At 66.8% G+C, this 21,623-nt stretch carries 20 protein-coding genes; 14 read left to right on the top strand and 6 right to left on the bottom strand.

Annotation, left to right across the window (positions count from 1 at the left end; all coding sequences use genetic code 11):
- Window positions 1-17: 17 nt before the first annotated feature.
- Window positions 18-725: a GntR family transcriptional regulator gene (locus tag NGK62_RS31055; protein ID WP_118934130.1), complete on the top strand. Its 708-nt coding sequence runs from the start codon at window positions 18-20 to the stop codon at window positions 723-725.
- A 20-nt stretch (window positions 726-745) separates the two neighbouring features.
- Here the strand turns inward: NGK62_RS31055 and NGK62_RS31050 are convergent, their stop codons facing one another.
- Entirely contained in the window at window positions 746-1,285 is a 540-nt protein-coding gene (locus tag NGK62_RS31050; RefSeq protein ID WP_251881949.1) for an antibiotic biosynthesis monooxygenase, read from the bottom strand.
- Window positions 1,286-1,498: 213 nt separating this feature from the next.
- Here NGK62_RS31050 and hpxZ point away from each other — a divergent pair, with 213 nt between their 5' ends.
- Window positions 1,499-1,873 (top strand): oxalurate catabolism protein HpxZ, encoded by a 375-nt coding sequence (hpxZ, locus tag NGK62_RS31045; RefSeq protein ID WP_059371974.1) that lies wholly within the window; start codon window positions 1,499-1,501, stop codon window positions 1,871-1,873.
- A gap of 129 nt (window positions 1,874-2,002) precedes the next feature.
- Window positions 2,003-2,557 (top strand): NADPH-dependent FMN reductase, encoded by a 555-nt coding sequence (locus tag NGK62_RS31040; RefSeq protein WP_059371972.1) that lies wholly within the window; start codon window positions 2,003-2,005, stop codon window positions 2,555-2,557.
- Window positions 2,558-3,415: 858 nt separating this feature from the next.
- On the opposite strand, the gene NGK62_RS31035 is transcribed toward NGK62_RS31040, so the two are convergent.
- A complete protein-coding gene (locus tag NGK62_RS31035) occupies window positions 3,416-3,631 on the bottom strand; it encodes a dodecin (protein WP_042794506.1) in 216 nt (71 codons plus the stop codon).
- A gap of 188 nt (window positions 3,632-3,819) precedes the next feature.
- Here NGK62_RS31035 and NGK62_RS31030 point away from each other — a divergent pair, with 188 nt between their 5' ends.
- Window positions 3,820-4,326 (top strand): DUF6496 domain-containing protein, encoded by a 507-nt coding sequence (locus NGK62_RS31030; RefSeq protein ID WP_059371970.1) that lies wholly within the window; start codon window positions 3,820-3,822, stop codon window positions 4,324-4,326.
- A gap of 16 nt (window positions 4,327-4,342) precedes the next feature.
- Here the strand turns inward: NGK62_RS31030 and NGK62_RS31025 are convergent, their stop codons facing one another.
- Window positions 4,343-5,245: a LysR family transcriptional regulator gene (locus NGK62_RS31025; RefSeq protein ID WP_251881948.1), complete on the bottom strand. Its 903-nt coding sequence runs from the start codon at window positions 5,243-5,245 to the stop codon at window positions 4,343-4,345.
- A 112-nt stretch (window positions 5,246-5,357) separates the two neighbouring features.
- On the opposite strand from NGK62_RS31025, the gene NGK62_RS31020 reads away from it, so the two are divergent.
- The 3 genes from NGK62_RS31020 (at window position 5,358) to NGK62_RS31010 (ending at window position 7,579) form a co-directional block, all read left to right on the top strand.
- The gene (locus NGK62_RS31020) at window positions 5,358-6,152 is read left to right on the top strand and encodes an SDR family NAD(P)-dependent oxidoreductase (protein WP_059371964.1); all 795 of its coding nucleotides are present in this window, start codon (window positions 5,358-5,360) and stop codon (window positions 6,150-6,152) included.
- A gap of 15 nt (window positions 6,153-6,167) precedes the next feature.
- The gene (locus NGK62_RS31015; RefSeq protein WP_251881946.1) at window positions 6,168-7,181 is read left to right on the top strand and encodes a zinc-binding alcohol dehydrogenase family protein; all 1,014 of its coding nucleotides are present in this window, start codon (window positions 6,168-6,170) and stop codon (window positions 7,179-7,181) included.
- 152 nt (window positions 7,182-7,333) lie between these two features.
- A complete protein-coding gene (locus tag NGK62_RS31010) occupies window positions 7,334-7,579 on the top strand; it encodes a hypothetical protein (RefSeq protein ID WP_502803550.1) in 246 nt (81 codons plus the stop codon).
- Window positions 7,580-7,639: 60 nt separating this feature from the next.
- Here NGK62_RS31010 and NGK62_RS31005 read toward each other — a convergent pair whose 3' ends face one another.
- The 3 genes from NGK62_RS31005 to NGK62_RS30995 form a co-directional block, all read right to left on the bottom strand.
- Entirely contained in the window at window positions 7,640-7,996 is a 357-nt protein-coding gene (locus NGK62_RS31005; protein ID WP_054453246.1) for a hypothetical protein, read from the bottom strand.
- Between the two features lie 75 nt (window positions 7,997-8,071).
- Window positions 8,072-8,980: an aldose epimerase family protein gene (locus tag NGK62_RS31000; RefSeq protein WP_251881944.1), complete on the bottom strand. Its 909-nt coding sequence runs from the start codon at window positions 8,978-8,980 to the stop codon at window positions 8,072-8,074.
- A gap of 87 nt (window positions 8,981-9,067) precedes the next feature.
- Entirely contained in the window at window positions 9,068-9,958 is an 891-nt protein-coding gene (locus NGK62_RS30995; protein ID WP_059371955.1) for a LysR family transcriptional regulator, read from the bottom strand.
- Between the two features lie 130 nt (window positions 9,959-10,088).
- On the opposite strand from NGK62_RS30995, the gene NGK62_RS30990 reads away from it, so the two are divergent.
- The 7 genes from NGK62_RS30990 to NGK62_RS30960 all read left to right on the top strand — a co-directional run bounded on the left by NGK62_RS30990 (window position 10,089) and on the right by NGK62_RS30960 (window position 21,474).
- Window positions 10,089-10,877: a 3-hydroxybutyrate dehydrogenase gene (locus NGK62_RS30990; protein WP_118934123.1), complete on the top strand. Its 789-nt coding sequence runs from the start codon at window positions 10,089-10,091 to the stop codon at window positions 10,875-10,877.
- Window positions 10,878-10,961: 84 nt separating this feature from the next.
- Window positions 10,962-12,272 carry a fumarylacetoacetase gene (fahA, locus tag NGK62_RS30985; RefSeq protein WP_251881942.1) on the top strand — a complete coding sequence of 437 codons (1,311 nt, stop codon included), beginning with the start codon at window positions 10,962-10,964 and terminating at the stop codon, window positions 12,270-12,272.
- 71 nt (window positions 12,273-12,343) lie between these two features.
- Entirely contained in the window at window positions 12,344-13,303 is a 960-nt protein-coding gene (locus NGK62_RS30980; RefSeq protein ID WP_251881940.1) for a Bug family tripartite tricarboxylate transporter substrate binding protein, read from the top strand.
- A 214-nt stretch (window positions 13,304-13,517) separates the two neighbouring features.
- The gene (locus tag NGK62_RS32410) at window positions 13,518-16,655 is read left to right on the top strand and encodes an autotransporter outer membrane beta-barrel domain-containing protein (RefSeq protein WP_353506934.1); all 3,138 of its coding nucleotides are present in this window, start codon (window positions 13,518-13,520) and stop codon (window positions 16,653-16,655) included.
- Window positions 16,538-17,452, top strand: a complete 915-nt coding sequence (locus NGK62_RS30970) for an autotransporter family protein (protein WP_353506936.1) — start codon at window positions 16,538-16,540, stop codon at window positions 17,450-17,452. The genes NGK62_RS32410 and NGK62_RS30970 overlap by 118 nt, the downstream gene beginning before the upstream one ends.
- Before the next feature lie 162 nt (window positions 17,453-17,614).
- Window positions 17,615-20,284, top strand: a complete 2,670-nt coding sequence (mutS, locus tag NGK62_RS30965; RefSeq protein WP_353506933.1) for a DNA mismatch repair protein MutS — start codon at window positions 17,615-17,617, stop codon at window positions 20,282-20,284.
- Window positions 20,281-21,474, top strand: a complete 1,194-nt coding sequence (locus tag NGK62_RS30960; RefSeq protein ID WP_059371947.1) for a ribosomal protein uL16 3-hydroxylase — start codon at window positions 20,281-20,283, stop codon at window positions 21,472-21,474. The genes mutS and NGK62_RS30960 overlap by 4 nt, the downstream gene beginning before the upstream one ends.
- Window positions 21,475-21,623 lie beyond the last annotated feature (149 nt).

Genomic DNA, 21,623 nt, shown 5'->3' with positions numbered 1-21,623 from the left:
CGCTCCGAGGCCACCACATGGAAACCGCCTTCGCCGTCATCGACATACCGCGCACGCTCGCCGACACCGCCTACGGCACGCTGAAGCGCGACATCCTGGACTTCCGGCTGGCGCCGGGCGACCGCTTCACCGAAACCGAGATCGCCGACCGCCTGCAGGTCAGCCGCACGCCCGTGCGCGAGGCCCTGTTCCGCCTGGAGCGGGAAGGCTATCTGGAGGTGCGGCAACGCAATGGCTGGCTGGTCAAGCCGCTGGACTTCAACACGCTGGACCACTTCTACGAGCTGCGCAGCGTGCTGGAAGCGGCCGCGGTGCAATCGCTGTGCGCATCGGCCAGCGCCGCCGAGCGGCAGCGCGCGCTGCGCCCGCTGGCCGATATCTGGCTGGTGGACCCAAGCGAACGTTCGGGCGACTGCGAGCGGCTGGCGAATCTGGACGAGCGCTTTCACATCGATCTGGTGACCGCCGCTGGCAATCCGGAGATCGCCCGCGTACACCGCGCAGCCACCGAACGCATCCGCATCGTGCGGCGGCTGGACTTCACACTGCCCGAGCGCATCGGCAAGACCTACGAAGAGCACGCGGCCATACTCGAAGCCGCGCTGGCCGGCGATGCGGCGCGCTCGGTGGCGCTGCTGCACGCGCATATCCAGGGCAGCCAGGCCGCGGTGCGCAAGATCACGCTGCACCGGCTGTACTCCTCCCGTGGCGCGCGCGCGGCCTGAACCGGCCGCGCCTGCCTGCTTCAGCCCACCCGCAGCCAGCGATGCAGCATGCGCGCCACCAGGGGCATGCAGATGAACACCATCACCGGAGTGAGCGCTACGCTGGTGATCAGCACACGCCAGAAAACCGGCAAGAGGCTCAGCGGTTCGCTAGCCAACACGGAGAAAACGAGCAGCACCGGAAAGTAGGCCAGCCAGATGCTGACGGCCTGCTTCCAGCGCGGCGGCGCGCTGGTCCTGGGCGCGAACCAGTCGTCCGTGCCGCTGACGCGGCGCTCGTGGCTGGCGCGCACCAGCGACGCGCCGCGTTCCAGCCACATGCGCCGCGGCAGGGAGTTTTCCCAGCGGGCGAGGCTGGCCGCGTCGGCAAAACGCAGGACGATCTGGTACTGGTCGCCGCCTTCCGCGGGTTGCAGCACGCCAGACCCGAGAAAGCCCGGGAAACCTGCCGCGAGGATTTCCCCCTGGCGCATCCAGGACAGGAAATCGCCATAGCGTTCGGGGGTGATATGCCGGGTGACCAACATGGTGACCGGGGCGGAAACGGCGGAACTGGACATGGCGGAACTCCTGGGACGGCGCGCAGCTTGTTATGCAGCATCTATGCAGTATTTACCCTAGCAAGCGGCATGCCAGGATCGGCACGCCGCGCTCCTCCCGACGAGGTCGAGAAACCGCCGCTCACGGGACGGAGCCGCCGCACCGCAGGACACACCATATTGGTGATTACCCCTACATTTCGCACCACAACGGTGCCAACTGGAGCAGCACGCATGGATATCAATCTGCCCGACGTCGTGGCGGAAGTCACCGCCGCCCTGGACCGCTACGAAACCGCCCTGGTGAACAACCAGGTGGAGGTTCTGGATGCGCTGTTCTGGAACAGCCCTCACACGCTGCGCTATGGCGCGGGCGAAAATCTCTACGGCTACGATGCCATCCGCGCCTTCCGCGCGGCGCGTTCACCGCAAGGCCTGGCCCGACGCGTGTTGCGCGCGGTCGTCACCACCTATGGCCAGGATTTCGCAACGGCCAATCTGGAATTCCAGCGCGACGGCAGCGACCGCATCGGCCGGCAAAGCCAAACCTGGATGCGCACGCCTGAAGGATGGCGCGTGGTCGCTGCCCATGTCAGCCTGATGAGCTGACGCGCCAACCCGCGCGCCGCCGACATCAGCGCGTCATGATCATGAATAAACATATCCGCGATCGTGATTGAGCGGGCTTGCGTACAGGTCTACACTGACAATCCCGTCCCCCCTTGGAGCCTGCGCCCCATGAGCACCTACAAGATTGCCGTTTTCGTCGGAAGCCTGCGCGCTGCCTCGTTCAACCTGCGGCTGGCCCGCGCGCTGGAAAAGCTGGTGCCCGCGGACTTCAAGTTCGAATACGTGAGCCTGGGCGACGTGCCGCTCTACAACCAGGACAACGAGAACAACCTGCCCGCCCCCGCCGCCAAGCTCAAGCAGCAGATCGCCGACGCCCAGGGCATCCTGTTCGTGTCGCCCGAGCACAACCGCTCCGTGCCCGCCGCCATCAAGAACGCCATCGACTGGGGTTCGCGTCCCTGGGGCCAGAACTCCTGGACCGGCAAGGCCGTCGGCATCGTCGGCACTTCGCCCAGCGCCGCCGGCACCGCGTTGATGCAGCAGCACCTGCGCAACATCCTGGCCGCCGAGGGCGCCAACGCCCTGACCACGCCGGAAGTCTTCCTGCAATACACCGAAGGCCTGGTCGACGACCAGTACAACATCACCAACGAAGGCACCCGCAAGTTCCTGCAAGGCTGGGTGGACCGCTACGTGGACTGGATCAAGAAGTTCAACCCCTGATCGCCGCCGCTGCCGGCGCGGGCTCCTCCCGGCCGGCAGAGATCGCCCGTCTACCTCCGGGCGATCCAGCCCCCCGATACGTCGGGGGGCTTTTTTTTGCGTGCGACCTCCCATGAATCCCGCATCCTTCCTCGACCGGAGAATGCGGCGGCCATTGTGCGCAGCCAGCGCAGCTCGAGCGGCGGCCCGCCGCCGGGCCGCCCCAAGGCGGGCCAGCCCCCTCGGGGGCCGGCAAGCACGCGCAGCGTGCGCGGCGTGGGGGCATTCACTTATCCCCGCCAACTGTGGAGAAGGTTGAGGACAGCCTTGGGGCATAGTGAAATTCCCCTGTCCCGCCAAGCACTTGCGAGGGCCGGTCAAAAATTGCGCAATCATCCTTTTGGATGATTTTTGACGCACTTATCCACTGAAACCAGGATGACCGCGCGGACTTGCGCGGCGGCTGCGCCGAAATGTGGATTTGTCCCCGCGTTCTGTGGAGAAGCATGAGGACAGTATGAGGGCAGGTCGAAAATTCCCTTGCATATCAATCGCCTGCAAGGGGTGGTCAAGAATGGCTCAAATGCCGTATCGAAGCGCCCAGGTTGTCCCCGCCAAATGTGGATAAGCCTGAGGACAGTATGAGGGCAGCATGCAAAAAGCCTTATGCACCAAGCACTTGAAGCTGCCGCTCAAGAAACGCTCAATGCCGGCGGGTTCACGATGCCTCCGCGGATCGCGATGACGGCAGGCGCAAGGCAAGCAAGCTTGTCCCCACCGAATGTGGACAAGCCTCTGAACAGTCGGATAACAAGCGGGAAAAATCCTTATCCGACAATCACTTGGAAGGGGTGCTCAATAAAGAAGCAGCAAGCGGACTCACTCGTTCCCTTCCAGCCGCATGCCTATCTTCAAGCCGACCTGCCAGTACGCCACCTTGCCGTCCTTGATGTGGCCGCGCACTTCGGTCACTTCGAACCAATCGAGGTTGCGCAGCGTCTCGGAAGCGCGCGCGATGGCCTGGCTGATGGCGTCGTCGGTGGACTTGGTGGATGAACCCACCAGTTCGATTTGCTTGTAGACATGATTCGACATAGCTCGTCTCCGCTAAGGGGGTGAGTCGTGCATCGTCGGTCTGGCGGCGGTGTTCCGGCGCTTACGACCGGCAATCCATTCGAACACACAGCATACGCCCACGGCGCTAGAGTGGTGTTACGAGTTCCGTCGCACCGGCCTCGGCGCGGCGGAGCGCGTTTTCGCAACGCAAGCAAGGAGGTGTCGTCATGCCTGAACGAAAAACCCTGGAACGAGCGGCGCGCGACAAACGGCAAGGAAAATCCGCATCCACGCAGGCCGGAGAATTCGTGCGCGAGGAAATCGAACACGTGCGCGAAGGCAAGCATGGCGTGCGATCCACCAAGCAGGCCATCGCGATCGGACTGTCCAAGGCGCGCCGCGCCGGCGTGGCCCTGCCCGCGCCGAAGAAGGCCAGCGCGGCGACCAAGCGCCGCGCAAAGCAGGACAGCGACGCAGCCCATGATGGGCATGCCAAGTCCGCCACACGCGCCAAGGCCACCACCACCGCCCTGAAGAAGGAAAGCGCCAAGCCCGCTACACGCACCGCGTTGTCGCGGCAGGCCAGCGCATCGGCCTCCAAGCGCAGCGCCGCCGCCCGCTCGGCCGCGGCCAAGAAGGCTGCCGCCACCAAGGGCGCCGCAGGCCGTTCCGCAGCCGCGAAGAAAGCCGCCCGCACGCGCGCGGCAAACCAACGGGCCAGCCACGCGCATTGAAGCGCACAAAGGCCGGCTAGCCCGCCTCGAACGCCTTGAAGCGTTCGTGCAGGAACTCGCGCAGCCGCTTTACCGCCGGCGACAGCAGCATGCGGTGCACGCACAGCAGGTATAGCGGCGACGGTTCGCTGGTGTAGTCGGCCAGGACTTCGATGAGCCTGCCCGCCCGCAGGTCGGCCAGGACGTCAAAGCGCGACTTGTAGGCCAGGCCATGGCCAGCCAGGGCCCAACGGCGCACGAGTTCGCCGTCATCGCCGACGCGGTCGCCCTTGACCGGTATGGTGAGCGCGGCGCCTTCGTGCCGGAAGGCCCAGCGGTCGTGCAGGGTTTCGCCCAGCACGAAGGACAGGCAGTTGTGGCGGCGCAGGTCATCGGGCACCTGCGGCACGCCATGGCGCGCAAGGTATGCGGGCGAGGCGCACACCACGCGGCGGTTGTGCTCGGATAGCGGCAGGGCCACCAGTCCAGAGTCGTTCGGAGTGCCATAACGCACCGCAAGATCCACCGGCTGCCGGTACAGGTCGGCCAGGCGGTCGCTGATGCGCACCTGGAAGTTGACGCGTGGATGCCGTTCCTGGAACTCATCCAGCCATGGCAGCAGCACGTGGCGGCCCAGGTCGGACGGGATCGACAAGGACAGCGTGCCGGAGATCTCCGTCTTGTTGCGCGCCACGGCGTTCCTGCCCGCGTCCAGCGCCGACAGCGCAGCGCGGGCATGTTCCAGATAGCGTGCGCCGTCGCTCGTCAGCCTGAGGCTGCGCGTCGTGCGCACGAAGAGGCGCGCGTCCAGGACCTGCTCGAGCCGCTTGAGCGCGGCGCTGGCGGCCGCTGGCGTCAGGTCCAGCTCGCGCGCGGCGGCGGAAAAGCTGCCCTGGTCCGCCGCCGCCATGAATATCCTCAGATCCTCGAACCGCACCATGCCGGCCTCATTTTCAAAAAATTATTGAAACTGACTGCGATGCTAGCCGCTTTTTCGCTGGTTTGGACTAGGTAATCATGGCTCCATTCCCCGACACGCAAGGAGTCTCCCCATGAAAATCGAACTGAACGGCAAGAAGGCCCTGGTCACCGGATCGTCCGGCGGCATCGGCCTGGCCATAGCCGCGGGCCTGGCCGAGGCCGGCGCCGAAGTCGTGCTGCACGGCCGCAACGCCGACAAGCTGGCGCAGGCGGCCGCGTCGCTTGCCCAGCAGTTTCCCGCCGCGCGCGTGAGCACCGTGCAGGCCGATCTCGCCACCGCCGACGGCGCGGCGTCGATCTCGGCCGCCCATCCCGACGTCGACATCCTGATCAACAACGCCGGCTACTTCGCCCCCAAGTCCTTCACTGAAATCACGGACGACGACTGGCAGTACATGCTGGACATCAACGTCATGAGCGGCGTGCGCCTGTCGCGCTACTACCTGCCGCGCATGCTGGCCGCCGGCTGGGGCCGCATCGTATTCATATCCAGCGAATCCGGGGTCCAGATCCCCGCGGAGATGATCCACTACGGCGTCAGCAAGACGGCCCTGCTGGGCGTGTCGCGCGGATTGGCCGAGCTGACCGCCGGCACCGGCGTCACCGTCAACGCGGTGCTGCCCGGCCCCACGCGCTCGGAAGGCGTGTCGGACTTCTTTGCCGAAATGGCCAAGGAACAAGGCGTCACGCAGGACCAGATGGAGCGCGACTTCATCGCCCAGCACCGTCCCACTTCGCTGCTGCGCCGCCTGGCCACCGTGGAAGAAGTGGCCAACATGGTCGTCTACGCGAGCTCGACGCAAGCCGCCGCCACCAACGGCGCGGCGCTGCGCGTGGACGGCGGCGTGGTGCGTTCCATCATCTGATCCCGGCAAGCAACCATGAAAGCCATCGCCTATTTCAAGAACCTGCCCGCCGATCACCCGGAGGCGCTGCAGGACATCGACGTCGCCGACCCGGTGCCCGGCGACCACGACCTGCTGGTCGAGGTCCGCGCCATTTCGGTCAACCCGGTGGATGTGAAGATCCGCGCCAATCGCAAGCCCAAGGACGGCCAGCCCGAAGTCATAGGCTGGGACGCCGCCGGCGTGGTGCGCGCAGCGGGTGCAAAGACCAGCCTGTTCAAGCCGGGCGACCGCGTCTGGTATGCGGGCGCGCTGAACCGCCCTGGCGCCAACAGCGAGCTGCACGTGGTGGACGAGCGCATCGTCGGCCCCATGCCGGCCAGCCTGGACTACGCCCAGGCCGCGGCGCTGCCGCTGACCACCATCACCGCCTGGGAGCTGCTGTTCGACCGCCTGCGCGTGCTGGACAACGCCGCCCCCAGCCAAGGCAGCCTGCTGGTCATCGGCGCCGCGGGCGGCGTGGGATCCATTCTGGTGCAGTTGGCGCGCCAGTTGACCGGACTCACGGTGATCGGCACCGCCTCGCGCCCGCAAACCCAGGCCTGGGTGCGGGAACTGGGCGCGCATCACGTGATCGACCACAGCCAGCCGCTGGCCGCCGAACTCAAGCGCATCGGCTTCGGACACGTCAGCCACATCGCCGGCCTAACACAGACCGACCAGCATTTCGCGCAGATGGCCGAAGCGATTGCGCCGCAAGGCAAGATCGCCCTGATCGACGATCCCGCAGCCATCGACGTGCGCCTGCTCAAGTCCAAGTCGGCCTCGCTGCATTGGGAGTTCATGTTCGCGCGTCCGCTGCACGGCACGCCCGACATGATCGCGCAGCATGAACTGCTGAACCAGGCCGCCCGCCTGATCGACGAAGGCGCGCTGCGCACCACCCTGGGCGCGCACTACGGCAAGATCAACGCCGAAAACCTGCGCCGGGCGCACGCCTTCATTGAAAGCGGCAAGGCGCAGGGCAAGATCGTGCTGGAAGGGTTCTAAGGCGCGTAGGCCATGCCTCGCCGCTCGCGGCGGCGGGGCGTCTCGCAATTGCAGGCAGAAAGCAGTACAAACTCGACTGCGCGCAAACGCATGCGCGACACCATCGGGAGTCTCTTCTGCTCGACCACATTCTCAATCAGGCGCTTGAACCCGTGCTCTGGGGGATGATGGCCTTCACCCTGCTGATGCTGCGGCTGGCTCCCTTGCAAGGATGGAAGGCCGCCATCGTCGCCGGCATCACGGCCGGACTGGTCTTCGACACCGTGCAGTTCCGCGTGGGTCCGCCGCGCCTATGGGACTTGCAGGTACTGGGTTCGGTGCTGGCCGCCCTGCTGGCGGCCGCCGTCTTGGAAGCGCTATTCCTTCTGGTGCGCCGCTCGCGAGCCGAGCGGGCCTGAGGCGTGGGGCCGGCATCCGGTCCGAACTGCGACACATGATGCGCCGGCTATGCGTCCGTTCTAGGCGCGCCCTTCCCGCTTGGCGCGGGCGTGGGGATCATTGATCTCGGCTTCCAGCTCGGCGATCAGCCATTCCAGCCAGCCGTTTTCGCTGCGCGCGTAGACCACCGCGGCGGGCGTCTTGCCCGTGCGCCAGCCAGGCTGGTGCGCATCCATCCACGCGCCCAGGCTTTTGTGCGGCGCCAGCAGGCCTGACAGCCACGACCACAGATAGTCGGGCACGTTGCGGCGGAATCCTTGCGCGCAGGCATAGAGGGTGGGCTCAAGCGGCAAGTTGCCGGCGCGCGCCAGCCTCGCCTGCACGCGGCGCAGCGTCTCGGCCGCAGCCTGCAATTGTTCGGTGCTGAGCTTTTTCATCGAAGGACTCCTGGACTTGGTTTGCCCGGATTATCGCCGCAGGCGGCGGCGCTTTCAAAGCGCCGCTTGCAAGCATCAGGAACGCGCAGCCCGAGGCGGCTCCAGGCCGAACAGCGCGGTCGCGGCAAAGCGCGCGCCGGGCTCGAGCGCCCGCATGCCGGTACGGGCTTCGCCGGCCGCCGCAAGGTTGAACGCATCGGCTACGTTGGTGACCGGCTCGACGCACAGAAAATCCGAACCGCCCGCCGTGTAGACCACCAGATGCGCAAACGCCGGGTCGGCGTGCAGCGACAGCTGATGCCCATCGGGCCAATGCAGGGTGGCTCGCCCTTCCCACTGCGACAGATAGGTATCGCAGCCGCTGGCCGAACGCCGCAGTTCGCGCACATGAACGGCCTTGCTGCCGGTGGGCAGGCCGTCGGCGTCCGCCGCCCACTCGCGGCGCGCATGCAGCGTGACCCGCTCGGCCGTGAAATAGGGATGCAGGCCCAGGCCGCAAGGCATGGGCGTGTCGCCGAGATTGACGATGGCAAGCGCCACGCTCAGGCCGCGCGCGTCCAGCTGATAGCGCTGCACGCATTCGAAGGGCCAGGGCCAGCCCAGCACGCCGGCGGGCTGCTCCAGCACCAGGTCGACGCTGTCCGGACTGTGGCTGCGCACGCGCCACGGCTGATACAGTCCTGCGCCATGGATCGCATGGGGCCGGCCGGGTGCGGACTGCAATGCGTGCCTGGCGCCGTTGAAGGTGAACACGCCGTCGCGGATGCGGTTGGAGTAAGGCGCCAGCGGATAGGAGCCCGCCCGCGGCCAGCGTCCGGCGGGCCACTGCGTGTCGGTCAGGGGCACGATCCAGTCATGCGCGCCGGTGGACAACCGGGTCAGGCGGCCGCCGCCGCCCGGCGCGAATTCGGCCTGGTGCGGACCGCTGGTGATGGTGATGCGCTCGCTGGCCTCCAGCGTGGCCGGGACGGATAGAACCTGCATGGATAAGAGACTCCGGCGGCGGAAACAGGGCCGCGCGCTGCGATTGTGCCGTTTGCGGACGGCCGGGAGCAAGCGCGGACAGGCCCCCTATCCCGCCACGCCCCCGACGCCGCACAACGCCAACAGACGCCCCAACGCCGGATTCTGGTTGGTCTCCAGCCAAGCAATACCGTGCTGCAGCTTAGGGGCGTCCGCCGGCAACGGGCGGAACATCACGCCCTCCATGTTGAAGGATTCGATGTCGCGCGGAATGATGGCCACGCCGGTGCCAGCCGCGACCAGGCACAGCAGGGTTTGGGACGCCTCCGTTTCACGCAGCACGCGCGGCAGGAAACCCGCCTCCAGGCAGATCGCATCCATGGCGTCGCGCAAGTGGAAGCCCTTGCCCGAGGGATAGGCGATGAACGGTTCTTGCGCCAGATCCGCGACACGCAATTCGGCCTTGGCGGCCAATGGATGCGCGTCTGCCAGCGCAATGGAAAACTCGCTGAGCATGAACTCGTGCGACGCGATGTGCTTGCCCTCCAGGGGCAGAAAACACAGCGCAGCATCCAGCGTGCCGTCCAGCAGCTTCAGGCGCAACTCGCCCGTAGGCAGCGGCCCCTGGATGTCCAGCGCGATATCGCTGTAATGGCGCCGGCAATCGCGCACCAGCCCCGGCAGGCGCACATGGCTGGCGCGTCCGGTATAGCCCAGCCGCAGGCTGCCGGTCTCGCCCCGGCCAGCCTTGCGGCAAGCCTCCACGGCGCCGTCGAGCTGCCGGAACATGGGCTGGATGCTGTCCAGGAACACGCGGCCCGCCACCGTCAGCGTCACCTTGCGCGTGCTGCGGTCGAACAGCTTCACGCCCAGCTCGTCTTCGAGTTCGCGGATGCGCTGGCTCAAGGGCGGTTGGGCGATGTGCAGGCGCAAGGCGGCCCGTGTGAAGTTCAGCTCCGTGGCGAGGACCATGAAGCTCTGCAGATGGCGCAATTCCATGAGCGGTTCTGAGGGTGCCGGTTATTAATATTCTATGAATATAAATCATGCATCGATAATAAATTGGACGACTCAATCCCCACGCCCTAACCTGCCACGCATTCCATAACGACACAGCGTGGAGACAAGCATGGCTGATCTTTCGGGGCGGGTGGCCCTGGTAACCGGTTCGACCAGCGGCATCGGCCTGGCGGTAGCGCGGCGCCTGGCGCGCTCCGGCGCGACCCTGGTGCTCAACGGCCTGGCCGACGCTTCGGCGGCCGACGCGCTCTGCGCCGAATTCCGCGATACCTATGGCGTGCCGGTCCGTTTCCAGCCCTGCGACCTGCGCAAGCCGGCCGAGATCGAGGCCATGATGGCCGAGTTGAACCAGGCCTACGGCGCGCTGGACATCCTGGTCAACAACGCCGGCATCCAGCACGTCAGCCAGATCGAAGCCTTTCCGGTCGACAAGTGGGACGACATGATCGCGGTCAACCTGTCCGCCAGCTTCCACACCATACGCACCGCACTGCCTGCCATGCGCGCACGCAACTGGGGCCGCATCGTCAACATGGCATCCATCAGCGGCTTGCGCGGCCGCGCCGGCAAGACCGGCTACAACGCCACCAAGCACGGCTTGATCGGCCTCACCAAATCGGTGGCGCTGGAAACCGCGCAGACCGCCATCACCTGCAACGCCATCTGCCCCGGCTGGGTACACACGCCGCTGGTGCAGAAGCAGATCGACGCACTGGCCGAACGTGACGGCCTGGACAATGCCGCAGCCACCAACAAACTGTTGGGCCTGCGCCAGCCCTCGGGCAAGTTCGTCACCCTGGAGCAAATCGCCGGGCTGTGCGAGTTCTTCTGCTCGCCCGACGCCGACGAAGTCCGCGGCGTGGCCTGGGCCATGGACGGCGGCACGACCGCGGCCTGAAGCGGCGACGACGACCTCACGAACATGCGCGCAGGCCGGGCAGCGGCGCGCAGCCATACCGATAATGCCCGCGAGGAGTACACGATGCTGGACCACACCCACGCGCCCACTGCCCAGAGCTGGGTCAACGGCGCCGACGGCCATCCGGATTTCCCGGTGCAGAACCTGCCGATGGGCGTGTTCCGCCACGATGGCGGCGCACCACGAATCGGCGTCGCCATCGGCGAACAGGTGCTGGATGTCCAGGCCGCCGTGGAACTGGGCCTGCTGGACGGACTGGACCCGGTCGCACGCCAAGCGCTGTCGGCGCGCAGGCTCAACGACTGGATGGCTTTGCCCGGCCCCACCCGCAAGGCTGTGCGGCACGCGCTGTTCGCCCTGCTGGACGCCGCACACCCCGGCCGCGCGCGGCATGAGGCCCATGCCGCGCGCCTGCTGCACCCGCAAGCGCAGTGCGAACTGCTGCTGCCCGCGGACGTGGGCGACTACACCGATTTCTATGCGGGCATCCATCACGCAAACCACGTGGGCAAGCTGTTCCGCCCCAACAACCCGCTGATGCCGAACTACAAGCACGTGCCCATTGCCTACCATGGCCGCGCGTCCTCCATCTGCTCGTCCGACACGCCCGTGCGGCGGCCCCGCGGCCAGGTCAGGATCGCGGCCGGCGTCGATACGCCGGCCTTCCGGCCCTCGGCGCAATTGGACTTCGAACTGGAACTGGCCATCTGGATCGGCCCCGGCAATGCCCTCGGGGAGCCGGTGCCGCTGGAGCTCGCCGCCGGCCACATCGCCGGCTACGGCCTGCTGAACGACTGGTCCGCACGCGACATCCAGGCCTGGGAATACCAGCCGCTGGGGCCCTTCCAGGGCAAGAACTTCGCGTCCACGGTTTCGCCCTGGATCGTGACCAGCGAGGCGCTGGCCCCGTTCCGCCGCGCCGCGATGGCGCGCGGCGACGCCGATCCCGAACTGCTGCCCTACCTGCGCGACGCCAGGGATGCCGCCAGCGGCGGACTGGAGATCGCGCTGCAGGCGTGGCTATCCACGCCGCTCATGCGCGAACGCGCGCAGGCGCCACGCCAGCTGTCGGCATCCGACGCCCGCCACCTGTACTGGACGCCCGCGCAGATGGTGGCGCAGCACACGCTGGGCGGCTGCAACCTGCGCCCCGGCGACCTGCTGGGCTCGGGCACCATCTCCACGCCCGACGACAGCGGCCACGGCAGCCTGCTCGAACTGACGCACGGCGGCACGCAACCCATTACCCTGCCCTCGGGCGAAACCCGGCTGTTCCTGGAGGCCGGAGACGAAGTCACCCTGACGGCCCATTGCAGCCGCGAGGGTTTCCAGCGCATCGGCTTCGGCGCAAGCCGCGCGCGCATCATCGATTGACGTTCAATACCAGGCATCCCGCTAGACCTGGAGACGGCCGGCAAGCCGGCGGCACACAAAGGAGGAATGACATGAAGAAGATCCTGGCAGCAAGCATGATGGTCCTGGCAAGCGCAGGCAGCGCCCCCGCGGTGGCGCAGGACTTTCCCAACCATCCGATCCGCCTGATCATCCCGTACTCCGCCGGCGGCGTCACCGACGTGGTCGGCCGCGCCCTGGCCGAGCAGTCCGGCAAGCGCCTCGGCCAGACCGTGGTGGTCGAGAACAAGACTGGCGCCAACGGCACGCTGGGCGCGACCCAGATGCTCAACACCGCGCCCGACGGCTATACCGTCACCATGGTGCCCATCGGCATCTTCCGCATGCCGCACATCACCGGCACGCGCTACGACCCGGTCAAGGACCTGACCTACATCTCGATGATCGCCGGCTACAACTACTACGTCGCCGTCGCCTCGGACTCGCCCTGGAAGACGCTGGACGACCTGGTCGCCTACGCCAAGTCCAAGCCCGACACGATTTCCTACGGCACGCCGGGCGCCTACAGCAGCCAGCACATCGCCATGGTGCAGCTGGGCGAAGCCGCCCAGGCCAAATGGACCCACGTGCCCTACAAGGGCGACGCCGACGCGCTGACCGCCATGCTGGGCGGCCACATCCAGGTGCTGGTCGGCGCCAGCACGATCCTGCCCTACGTCGCCTCGGGCAAGGTCCGCATCCTCGCGTCGCTGGGCGACAAGCGTTCCCCCGACCTGCCGGACGTCCCCACCCTGAAGGAAGCCGGCTATCCCGTGGTGCACACCTCGCCCTTCGGCATCGCCGGTCCCAAGGACATGGACCCGGCCGTCATCGCCAAGCTCGACGGCGCCTTCCGCGACACGCTCAAGGACGAAGCCTTCCTGGCCCTGCTGCGCCAGTCCGGCGTATCGCCGCAGTACATGGATACGGCGAGCTACACCAAGGCCGCCCACGCCAGCGCGGAAACCGAGCGTGAGGTGATCAAGAAGTTGGGGAATATCATGAACAAGTGAGGTGCCAGCCGCGCCCGCCCGTCCGCCTGCTGCCTGCCTGCCCGCAATGTTTGTCCACGATAAGCAACAGAGTTTCAAATAGTTGCTTTCCCCATGAGTCCCCCCATGCTACGTTGAGCCGCAGCATTACACGGGAGATTCGTGCATCGAATCTCCGATGTCGGTTGCCTGATTCCTACCCAGTTGTTCCGCAAGTACTCCGATGGAGGCGTCAATGCGTAACAGGCAGATGGAAGAGCGCAGTAGCGGCGCGGCGCCGTACCCTGCGGCAACATGGATGACGGCTCGCTGGCTGCTGCTGGGGTCGCTGTCACTGGGCGCGGATGTCGCGGCGCAAACGACATGTCCAGCGGGCCCCGTCACCCGCTCAGGAAGCGCATGCACGGTGACGCCGGGTAGCACGATCAATGTGCTTAGCGCAACCCAGCCCGGCCTGGATGCCGAGAATCCCGGTGGCGCGATTACGGCCAGCGGCGTACGCCTGAATCTCGGCGGCACAGGGTCAACCACGCCTCGCAACTATGTCGGCGCCATCGCAGGCAATGGCGGCCGCATCATTTTCGACGGCGGCAACATCGTCACGGTGCAAGCGGCGACGGGGCAGCAAGGCCTGGTCGCGTCGGGTAGCGGCAGCATCGCCACAGCCACGGGTTCAAGCATCACGTTGGGCCTGGCCACCACGGTCAACGACAACATTGCCGTGCTTGCGACAGGTGGAGGCACGGTGCAGATGATCGCGTCCAGCGTAGCTACGCAAGGTGCGGGCGGCGCGGGCAACCATGCGCTCTATGCCTCCGGCCTGGGAAGCTCGATTTCGTTTACGGGCGGAACCGTCAGCACCGCGGGACGCGGCTCATTCGGGGTCCGCGCCGACGCGGGTGCCAGCGTAACGATCGGGCCTGGCACATCGATCACAACCACCGGCACCATCACCTCCGGCGGCTCAGCCATCGGCAGCCATGGGCTGTGGGCAAGCGGCACGGCCGTCAACGGCGGCACGGTCGTGCCGAGCCGTATAGACGCGACTGGCGTCTCCATCGTCACCGGCGATCCCGCCGTCGGCACTGCCAGCGGCACCAGTGCCGCAGGGGTCCGCATCGAAAATGGCGCGGCCGTGTCGTTGACCGACGTGTCGATCAGCACGCGCGGCTCCGGCACCACCATCAATCCGGCTGCCGGCGTTCTTGTCATGTCGGGCAGCAGCGTGCGCATGCAAGGAAACAACGTCATCACCGCGGCGGGACAATTCGGACATGGCCTGTCGGTGCAAGGCGCCGGATCCACGGCGATCGTCAACGGCGGCTCGTTCCAGGTCAATGGCACACGGTCCGTTGCGCTGGATGTCACGGCTGGCGGCACGGTGACCGTGGATTCCGCCAGCATCGCGGCCGGTAGCGGCGCTTCGATTGGCGCGCAGGTCGACGGGGCGGGCTCCACGCTGAATGCGACGAACACAACGATATCCGCATCGAACGCAACGGCGCACGCCCTACGCGCCAGCGCGGGCGCCACGGTCAATCTGTCGCAAGGGTCGGTCACGAGCCATGGGATAAATGCCAACGGGATCTTCGGAGCAAACTCGACGGTCGCCGTAAATAACACCGGGGTGCTTACTACGGGCGACGGCAATGCGATGGGCGTCCTGGCCGACCTGGGCAGCGCCATAACCGTAACGAACTCATCCATCACCACGCAAGGAACCGTCTCAGCCGGCGACCGACGCCCGCACGCGCTGGCAGCGCGCAATCCGGGCGCACAGCTCACGGTGCGAGACAGCTCGGCGCAGACCTCGGGTGACGAGGCCATGGGAGTCGTCGCCGACGACGGCGGTTCGGTCAGCCTGGAAAATGTGTCGGTCACTACCGCCGGCCCGCTGGCGCTCGGCGCCTATGCTGTCGTTGAACAGGCCGGCGCTCAGTTTCCCGCCGCCATTTCCGCGCAAGGCTCCGCTATCAAGACCTTGGGCGCGAACGCCTACGGCGCGATGGCTCAGCGCAGTTTCCTGGAAGCGCCGGCAACGATCAGCCTGCTCAACACCACCGTCGCCACTGAGGGCGCAGGCGCCGTTGGCCTGCGCGCGATCAGCGGCGGGGTCATAACCTCCAGCGCCAGTAGCGTCGCCACAACAGGCGCTGCCGCGCACGGCGCTCTTGCCCGTGACACCGGTAGCCTCATCACGCTTGGGCAAACCCCCGTGACGGCAACGGGGCCAGAGGCTCATGGGGCCGTTGCGCAGAACGGCGGCCGGATCGTCGGCGACGGCGCGGTGATTCGCGTGAGCGGCGCCGCTGGCATGGGCCTGTTCGCACTGGGAGATCCGGGGCCGGCAGCGGAAATCGAACTGACGCGGTCCAGCGTCGCCAGCGCCGCCGGGCCGGCGATAGGCGTTGCCGGTCTGGCCAATATCATGCTTACCGATACGGTGGTATCCGGCAACGGCAACTGGCTGCGCGTCGCCACCATCGACGATTTTCCCTTGCTGGCGGGCCCGGACGCGCCATTGGGCGGAATACCCGACCCAGACACGCTGCTGGGCAATCCGGTTGCGGCACCGCCGCCAATTCCGGCCGCCTCAACCCCGGGTCAGGCAAACATCACTGTCGTGGGTTCAACCCTGACCGGGGCCGCAACCACCGCTGCGGGCAGCGTATCGAACGTGGAGCTTCAGTCGAACACACTATGGACGATGACTGGCAATTCCAACATTACCAACCTGACCAACACGGCAAGCCAGATCGTCTACTCACCTCCGACCGCCAACGTCTACAAGACGCTGACGGTATCGAACTACGTGGGCGGCGCGGGCAGCGTCGTCGCGCTGAATACCTTTCTTGCGGGCGACGGCGCGCCATCCGACCTGATCGTCATTTCAGGCACGGCAACCGGACAGAGCGCCCTGCGCATCAGCAACACGGGAGGCTCGGGCGCCGTTACCCAGGCCAGCGGCATCAAGGTGGTCGACGCGGTGGGCGGTGGGACTACGGCACCCTCCGCATTCACGCTTGCCGGCCGGGCCGTCGCGGGTCCCTATGAGTACCGGCTCTTCCGCGGTGGCGTGACGGCGGGAGAGGCCAATAACTGGTATCTGCGCTCTGAAAAAGATCCCGAGCCTCCTCCCCCAGTTCCTCCCGACCCTGGTCCTCCGGGTCCTGTACCCCGGCCCCCCCCGAACCGCCAGCCCCCCCAAAGCCTTTGTACCGTCCGGAAGTGGCGGCGTATCTCGCCAACCAACGGCTGGCCGCGCAGATGTTCGTGCACAGCATGCACGACCGGCTGGGCGAACCGCAGTACATCGAAACCCAGCAGTTCGACGACGAAGATGACAAACGGCGAGCGCTGTGGCTGCGCATGACCGGAAAGTGGGACCGGACGCATAGCAAGAACGGGGAATTCGATGTCAGCAGCGACATGTTTCTCCTGCAAGGCGGCGGCGATCTCGCCCAATGGAAGCTCGGTTCGGAAACGGACCGCCTGCACCTGGGCGCGATGGCCGGATTCGGCAACAGCCGCAGCACCGCCCGGGCTGACGGCAACCCCTACAAAGCCCGAGGCAGTGTCGAAGGTTACAGCGTCGGGCTTTATGGAACCTGGTTTGAAAACAACGAGACCAAATTGGGAACCTACGTCGACACCTGGTTCCAGTACGGCTGGTTCAAGAACAAGGTCGAAGGGGATAGTTTGCCAGACGTGAAGTACGACTCCCGAGGCTGGGCGGTGTCGGGAGAGGTCGGCTACGCCTTCAAACTGCGCAACGACTGGGTTCTGGAACCGCAAGCGCAGTTGATCTACGTACGCTACGACCAGGACAACGTTGCCGAATCCAACGGCACCAGCGTCGGCAGGGCCGACTCCAACGGTACGATCGGCCGTTTGGGAGTGCGCGCCCACCGCACCTACGAAATGAAGAATGGCCGGAAGATCCAGCCCTTCGTTACGTTGAACTGGTGGCATACGGACACGGACAGTTCGGTGTCATTCAATCAATTGCCCGTCAGCAGCCTGTATCCCCGTGATCGGTATGAGCTGAAGCTCGGCGTGCACGCGGATTTCACCAAGGGATGGACGGGGTGGACAAACGTTGCGGCTTCCTGGGGCGCCCAGGATTACCGCCAATATGCCGCCAGGGTCGGGGTCAAATACACATGGTGATGCGGCCCGGCCCCAGATTTTTCCAACCTTGCGGAACAGCTAGGCGGACATGCCGCGGCATGTCGCACAATCGTAGAGGAAACGGACCGGCCGAACGCGGCAGTACGGACAATTTGATCGCACCCATCCCCCACCTGGTGCCCGCCCGATACAATCACGGGCATGAATTCCGCAACGCAAAACACCGCCGCCGACGCCCACCCGGGCCACACCCCCATGATGCAGCAATACCTCCGCCTGAAAGCGGAGGCTGGTCCCTTGCTGCTGTTCTACCGCATGGGGGACTTCTATGAAATGTTCTACGAAGACGCGGAGCGCGGCGCGCGTCTGCTGAACCTGACGCTGACCAAGCGCGGTTCGTCCAACGGCACGCCGATCCCGATGGCCGGGCTGCCGGTGCATGCCATGGAGCAATACCTGGCGCGGCTGGTCGCCATGGGCGAGTCCATCGCCATCTGCGAGCAGATCGGCGACCCGGCGACGTCCAAGGGTCCGGTCGAGCGCCGCATCGTGCGCATCGTCACACCCGGCACGCTGACGGACGATGCGCTGCTGCCGGCCAAGGCGGACCGCGCGCTGGCCGCCGTGTTCGTGGGCGGCACCGCGCGCGCGCCCCGCGCGGGGCTGGCCTGGCTGAACCTGGCCAGTGGCGAATTCCGCGTGACCGAATGTGCGCCGGCGCAGCTGGAATCCGAGCTGCACCGCATCGCGCCGGCCGAGATCGTCTGCGCCGACAGCGCCGAATTCGATTTCCCGTTCGAAGGCGCGCGGGCCCGCGTGCCCGATTGGCACTTCGAAGCGGACAGCGCGCGCGCGCACCTGCTGGCGCATTTCAAGACCGATACGCTGGCGGGCTTCGACATCGAAGACATGCCGGCCGGCATCTGCGCCGCGGGCGCGCTGCTGCGCTACGCCGCCCGCACCCAGTCGCAGGCCCTGGCCCACGTGCAGAGCCTGTCGGCGGAACGCCCCGGCCAGTACGTGCTGCTGGACCCGGTCACGCGCCGCAACCTGGAACTGACGCAGACGCTGTCGGGCGAAGATTCGCCGACGCTGTTCTCGTTGCTGGACGGCTGCCGCACGCCCATGGGCAGCCGGCTGCTGCGCCGCTGGCTGCACCATCCGCTGCGCGAGAACGAACAGGCGCTGGCGCGCCAGCAAGCCATCTCGGCGCTGCTGGCGGGCCGCATGGACATGGAGCAAACCTTTGGCGCGGCCGGCTTTGGTTCGGCCGGCCTGCTGGAGTCCTTGCGCAGCGCATTGAACGCCTTCCCGGACATCGAGCGCATCGCCGCCCGCCTGGCGCTGCGTTCGGTGCGCCCGCGCGAGCTGGCCAGCCTGCGCGACGCGCTGCAAGCCCTGCCGGCGCTGCGCGACCAGGTCGAGCCGATGGCGGATTCGCCGCGGCTGGGCGAACTGGTCTCGCACCTGTCGGTGGACCCGGCCCTGGCCGCCCTGCTGGTGCGCGCCATTGCCGCCGAACCTGCTATCGCCATCCGCGACGGCGGCGTGCTGGCGGCGGGCTTCGACGCCGAACTGGACGAGCTGCGCGGCCTCGCGGCCGACGGCGGCGACTTCCTGGTGCAGCTGGAAGCCCGCGAGCGCGAACGCACCGGCATCAGCAACCTGCGCGTGGAGTTCAACCGCGTGCATGGCTTCTACATCGAAGTCACCAAGGGCCAGACCGCCAAGGTGCCGGAGGACTACCGCCGCCGCCAGACGCTGAAGAACGCCGAACGCTACATCACCCCTGAACTCAAAACCTGGGAAGACAAAGTGCTGTCCGCCCAGGACCGTTCGCTGGCCCGCGAGAAATGGCTGTTCGAGCAATTGCTGGACGTGCTGGCCGAGCACGTGCGGCCGCTGTCGGATTGCGCGGCCGCCTTGGCCGAACTGGACGCGCTGGCCGCCCTGGCCGATCACGCGCGCCGCCACGACTGGATCGCGCCCGAACTGTCCGAACAGGCCGACATCGACATCGATGCCGGCCGCCACCCGGTGGTGGAACACGCCATCGAGCGCTTTACCCCCAACGGCTGCCGTCTGGAGCCGGCGCGCCGCATGCTGCTGATCACCGGCCCGAACATGGGCGGTAAATCGACCTACATGCGGCAGGTGGCGCTGATCGTGCTGCTGGCGCGCATCGGCAGCTTCGTGCCCGCGTCGCGCGCCCGCATCGGCAAGATCGACCGCATCTTCACCCGCATCGGCGCGGCCGACGACCTGGCGGGCGGCCGCTCGACCTTCATGATGGAAATGACCGAGGCGGCCGCCATTCTGTCGGCCAGCACGCCCAACAGCCTGGTGCTGATGGACGAAATCGGCCGCGGCACGTCCACCTATGACGGCCTGGCGCTGGCCTGGGCCATCGCCTGCCGCCTGCTGGCCCACAACCGTGCGCTGACGCTGTTCGCCACCCACTATTTCGAGCTGACCCGCCTGCCGGCGGAACAGCCGGCCTCGGCCAACGTGCATCTGGCCGCGGCCGAATCGGCCGGCGGCATCGTGTTCCTGCACGAAGTGCGCGAAGGCCCGGCCAGCCGCAGCTACGGGATCCAGGTGGCGCAGCGCGCGGGCGTGCCCGCCGCCGTGATCCGCCAGGCCTCGCGCGAGCTGGAGCGCCTGGAGGCCCAAGGCGCACCCACGCCGCAGCTTGGCCTGTTCGCGGCCGCGGCTGACGCCGACGCCCAGGCCTATGCCGAAGCCGACCGTTCCGACGACCTCGACGCCCTGGACGCCCTGCGCGAGGAACTCGCCGCCATCGACCCCGACAGCCTGACCCCGCGCGAAGCGCTGGACGCCCTCTACCGCCTGAAGAAGCACCTGCAATGAACCTCGACCATCCCTTGGCCCTGCTGGGCAACCAGAGCCCTAACGACTTCATGCGCCGCTACTGGCAGCGCAAGCCCCTCTTGATCCGCCAGGCCATCCCCGGCTTCAAGCCGCCGGTCACGATCGCCGCCATCAAGAAACTGGCGCGCCGCGACGACGTGGAGTCGCGCCTGATCTGGCGCGAGAACGGCGAATGGCAGATGGAGAACGGCCCCTTCGCGCGCCTGCCCAAGGACAACGAAGGCGATTGGACCTTGCTGGTGCAAAGCGTGGACCTGCACAGCGACGCCGCATCCGAACTGATGCAGCTGTTCCGCTTCATCCCCGACGCGCGTCTGGACGACGTGATGATCAGCATCGCCAGCCATGGCGGCGGCGTGGGTCCGCACTTCGACAGCTACGACGTGTTCCTGCTGCAGGCCGCCGGCGAGCGCGAATGGCGCTATGGCCGCCAGAAGGACCTGTCGCTGGAGCCGGGCCTGCCGCTGAAGATCCTGAGCCGTTTCGAGCCCGAAGAAACGGCCGTGCTGGCGCCCGGCGACATGCTCTACCTGCCCCCGCAGGCGGCCCACGACGGCGTCGCGGTAGGCGACGGCTGCATGACCATCTCCATCGGTTTTCGCGCGCCCACGCAGGCAACGCTGGCGCGCGGGCTGCTCGAAGCGGCCGCGGACCAGGTCATGGCTCGCGTCGGCCTCCTGGGCGGCCCCTATGGCGAGCCCGCCCTGCCCGGTCCGAAACTGTCGGCGGTCTATCGCGACCCCGGCCAGCCCGCGGTCGACACACCCGCCGCGCTGCCGGACGCGCTGGTGGCCGCCACGCTGGAAACCGTGGAAAAGCTGCGCTTCGACGACGCGCTCGCCTCGCGCTTCCTGGGCTGCTGGCTGACCGAGCCCAGCAATCTCAGCGTGTTCGACGCTCCCGAAGGCATGGACGTGGACCTGGAAGAAGACTGGCCTGCCGCGGGCCGGCTGGTGCTGGACCGGCGCAGCCGCATGCTCTATCGCGGCAAGCAGCTCTTCATCAATGGCGAGACTGCCATGGTGCCCGCGGACGCCGCCCTGCGCACGCTGGCGGACGCGCGCAGCCTGGATTGTTCGGATCCGTCCTGCGCCCGCCTGACCGACGAAGCACGCTCCTGCCTGGCGGATTGGCTGGATTCCGGCTGGATCCGCTACGTCGCGGCGTAGCATCCCGACACGGCCCCGTATCAGTCCTGTACAGAAGGAAATCAGGTCTGATACGCGGGACACATCAAGAAAGAGATAACACGAAGCTGAAAGGTTTGTTGCCGTTGGGATGCGACCTTTTTAAATTTCATACGCGTTGCGCCCGCGTG

Source organism: Achromobacter sp. Marseille-Q4954 (genome assembly GCF_943737025.1).
GTDB lineage: Bacteria > Pseudomonadota > Gammaproteobacteria > Burkholderiales > Burkholderiaceae_B > Achromobacter > Achromobacter bronchisepticus_A.
This window is presented reverse-complemented; position numbering and strand designations above follow the sequence as displayed.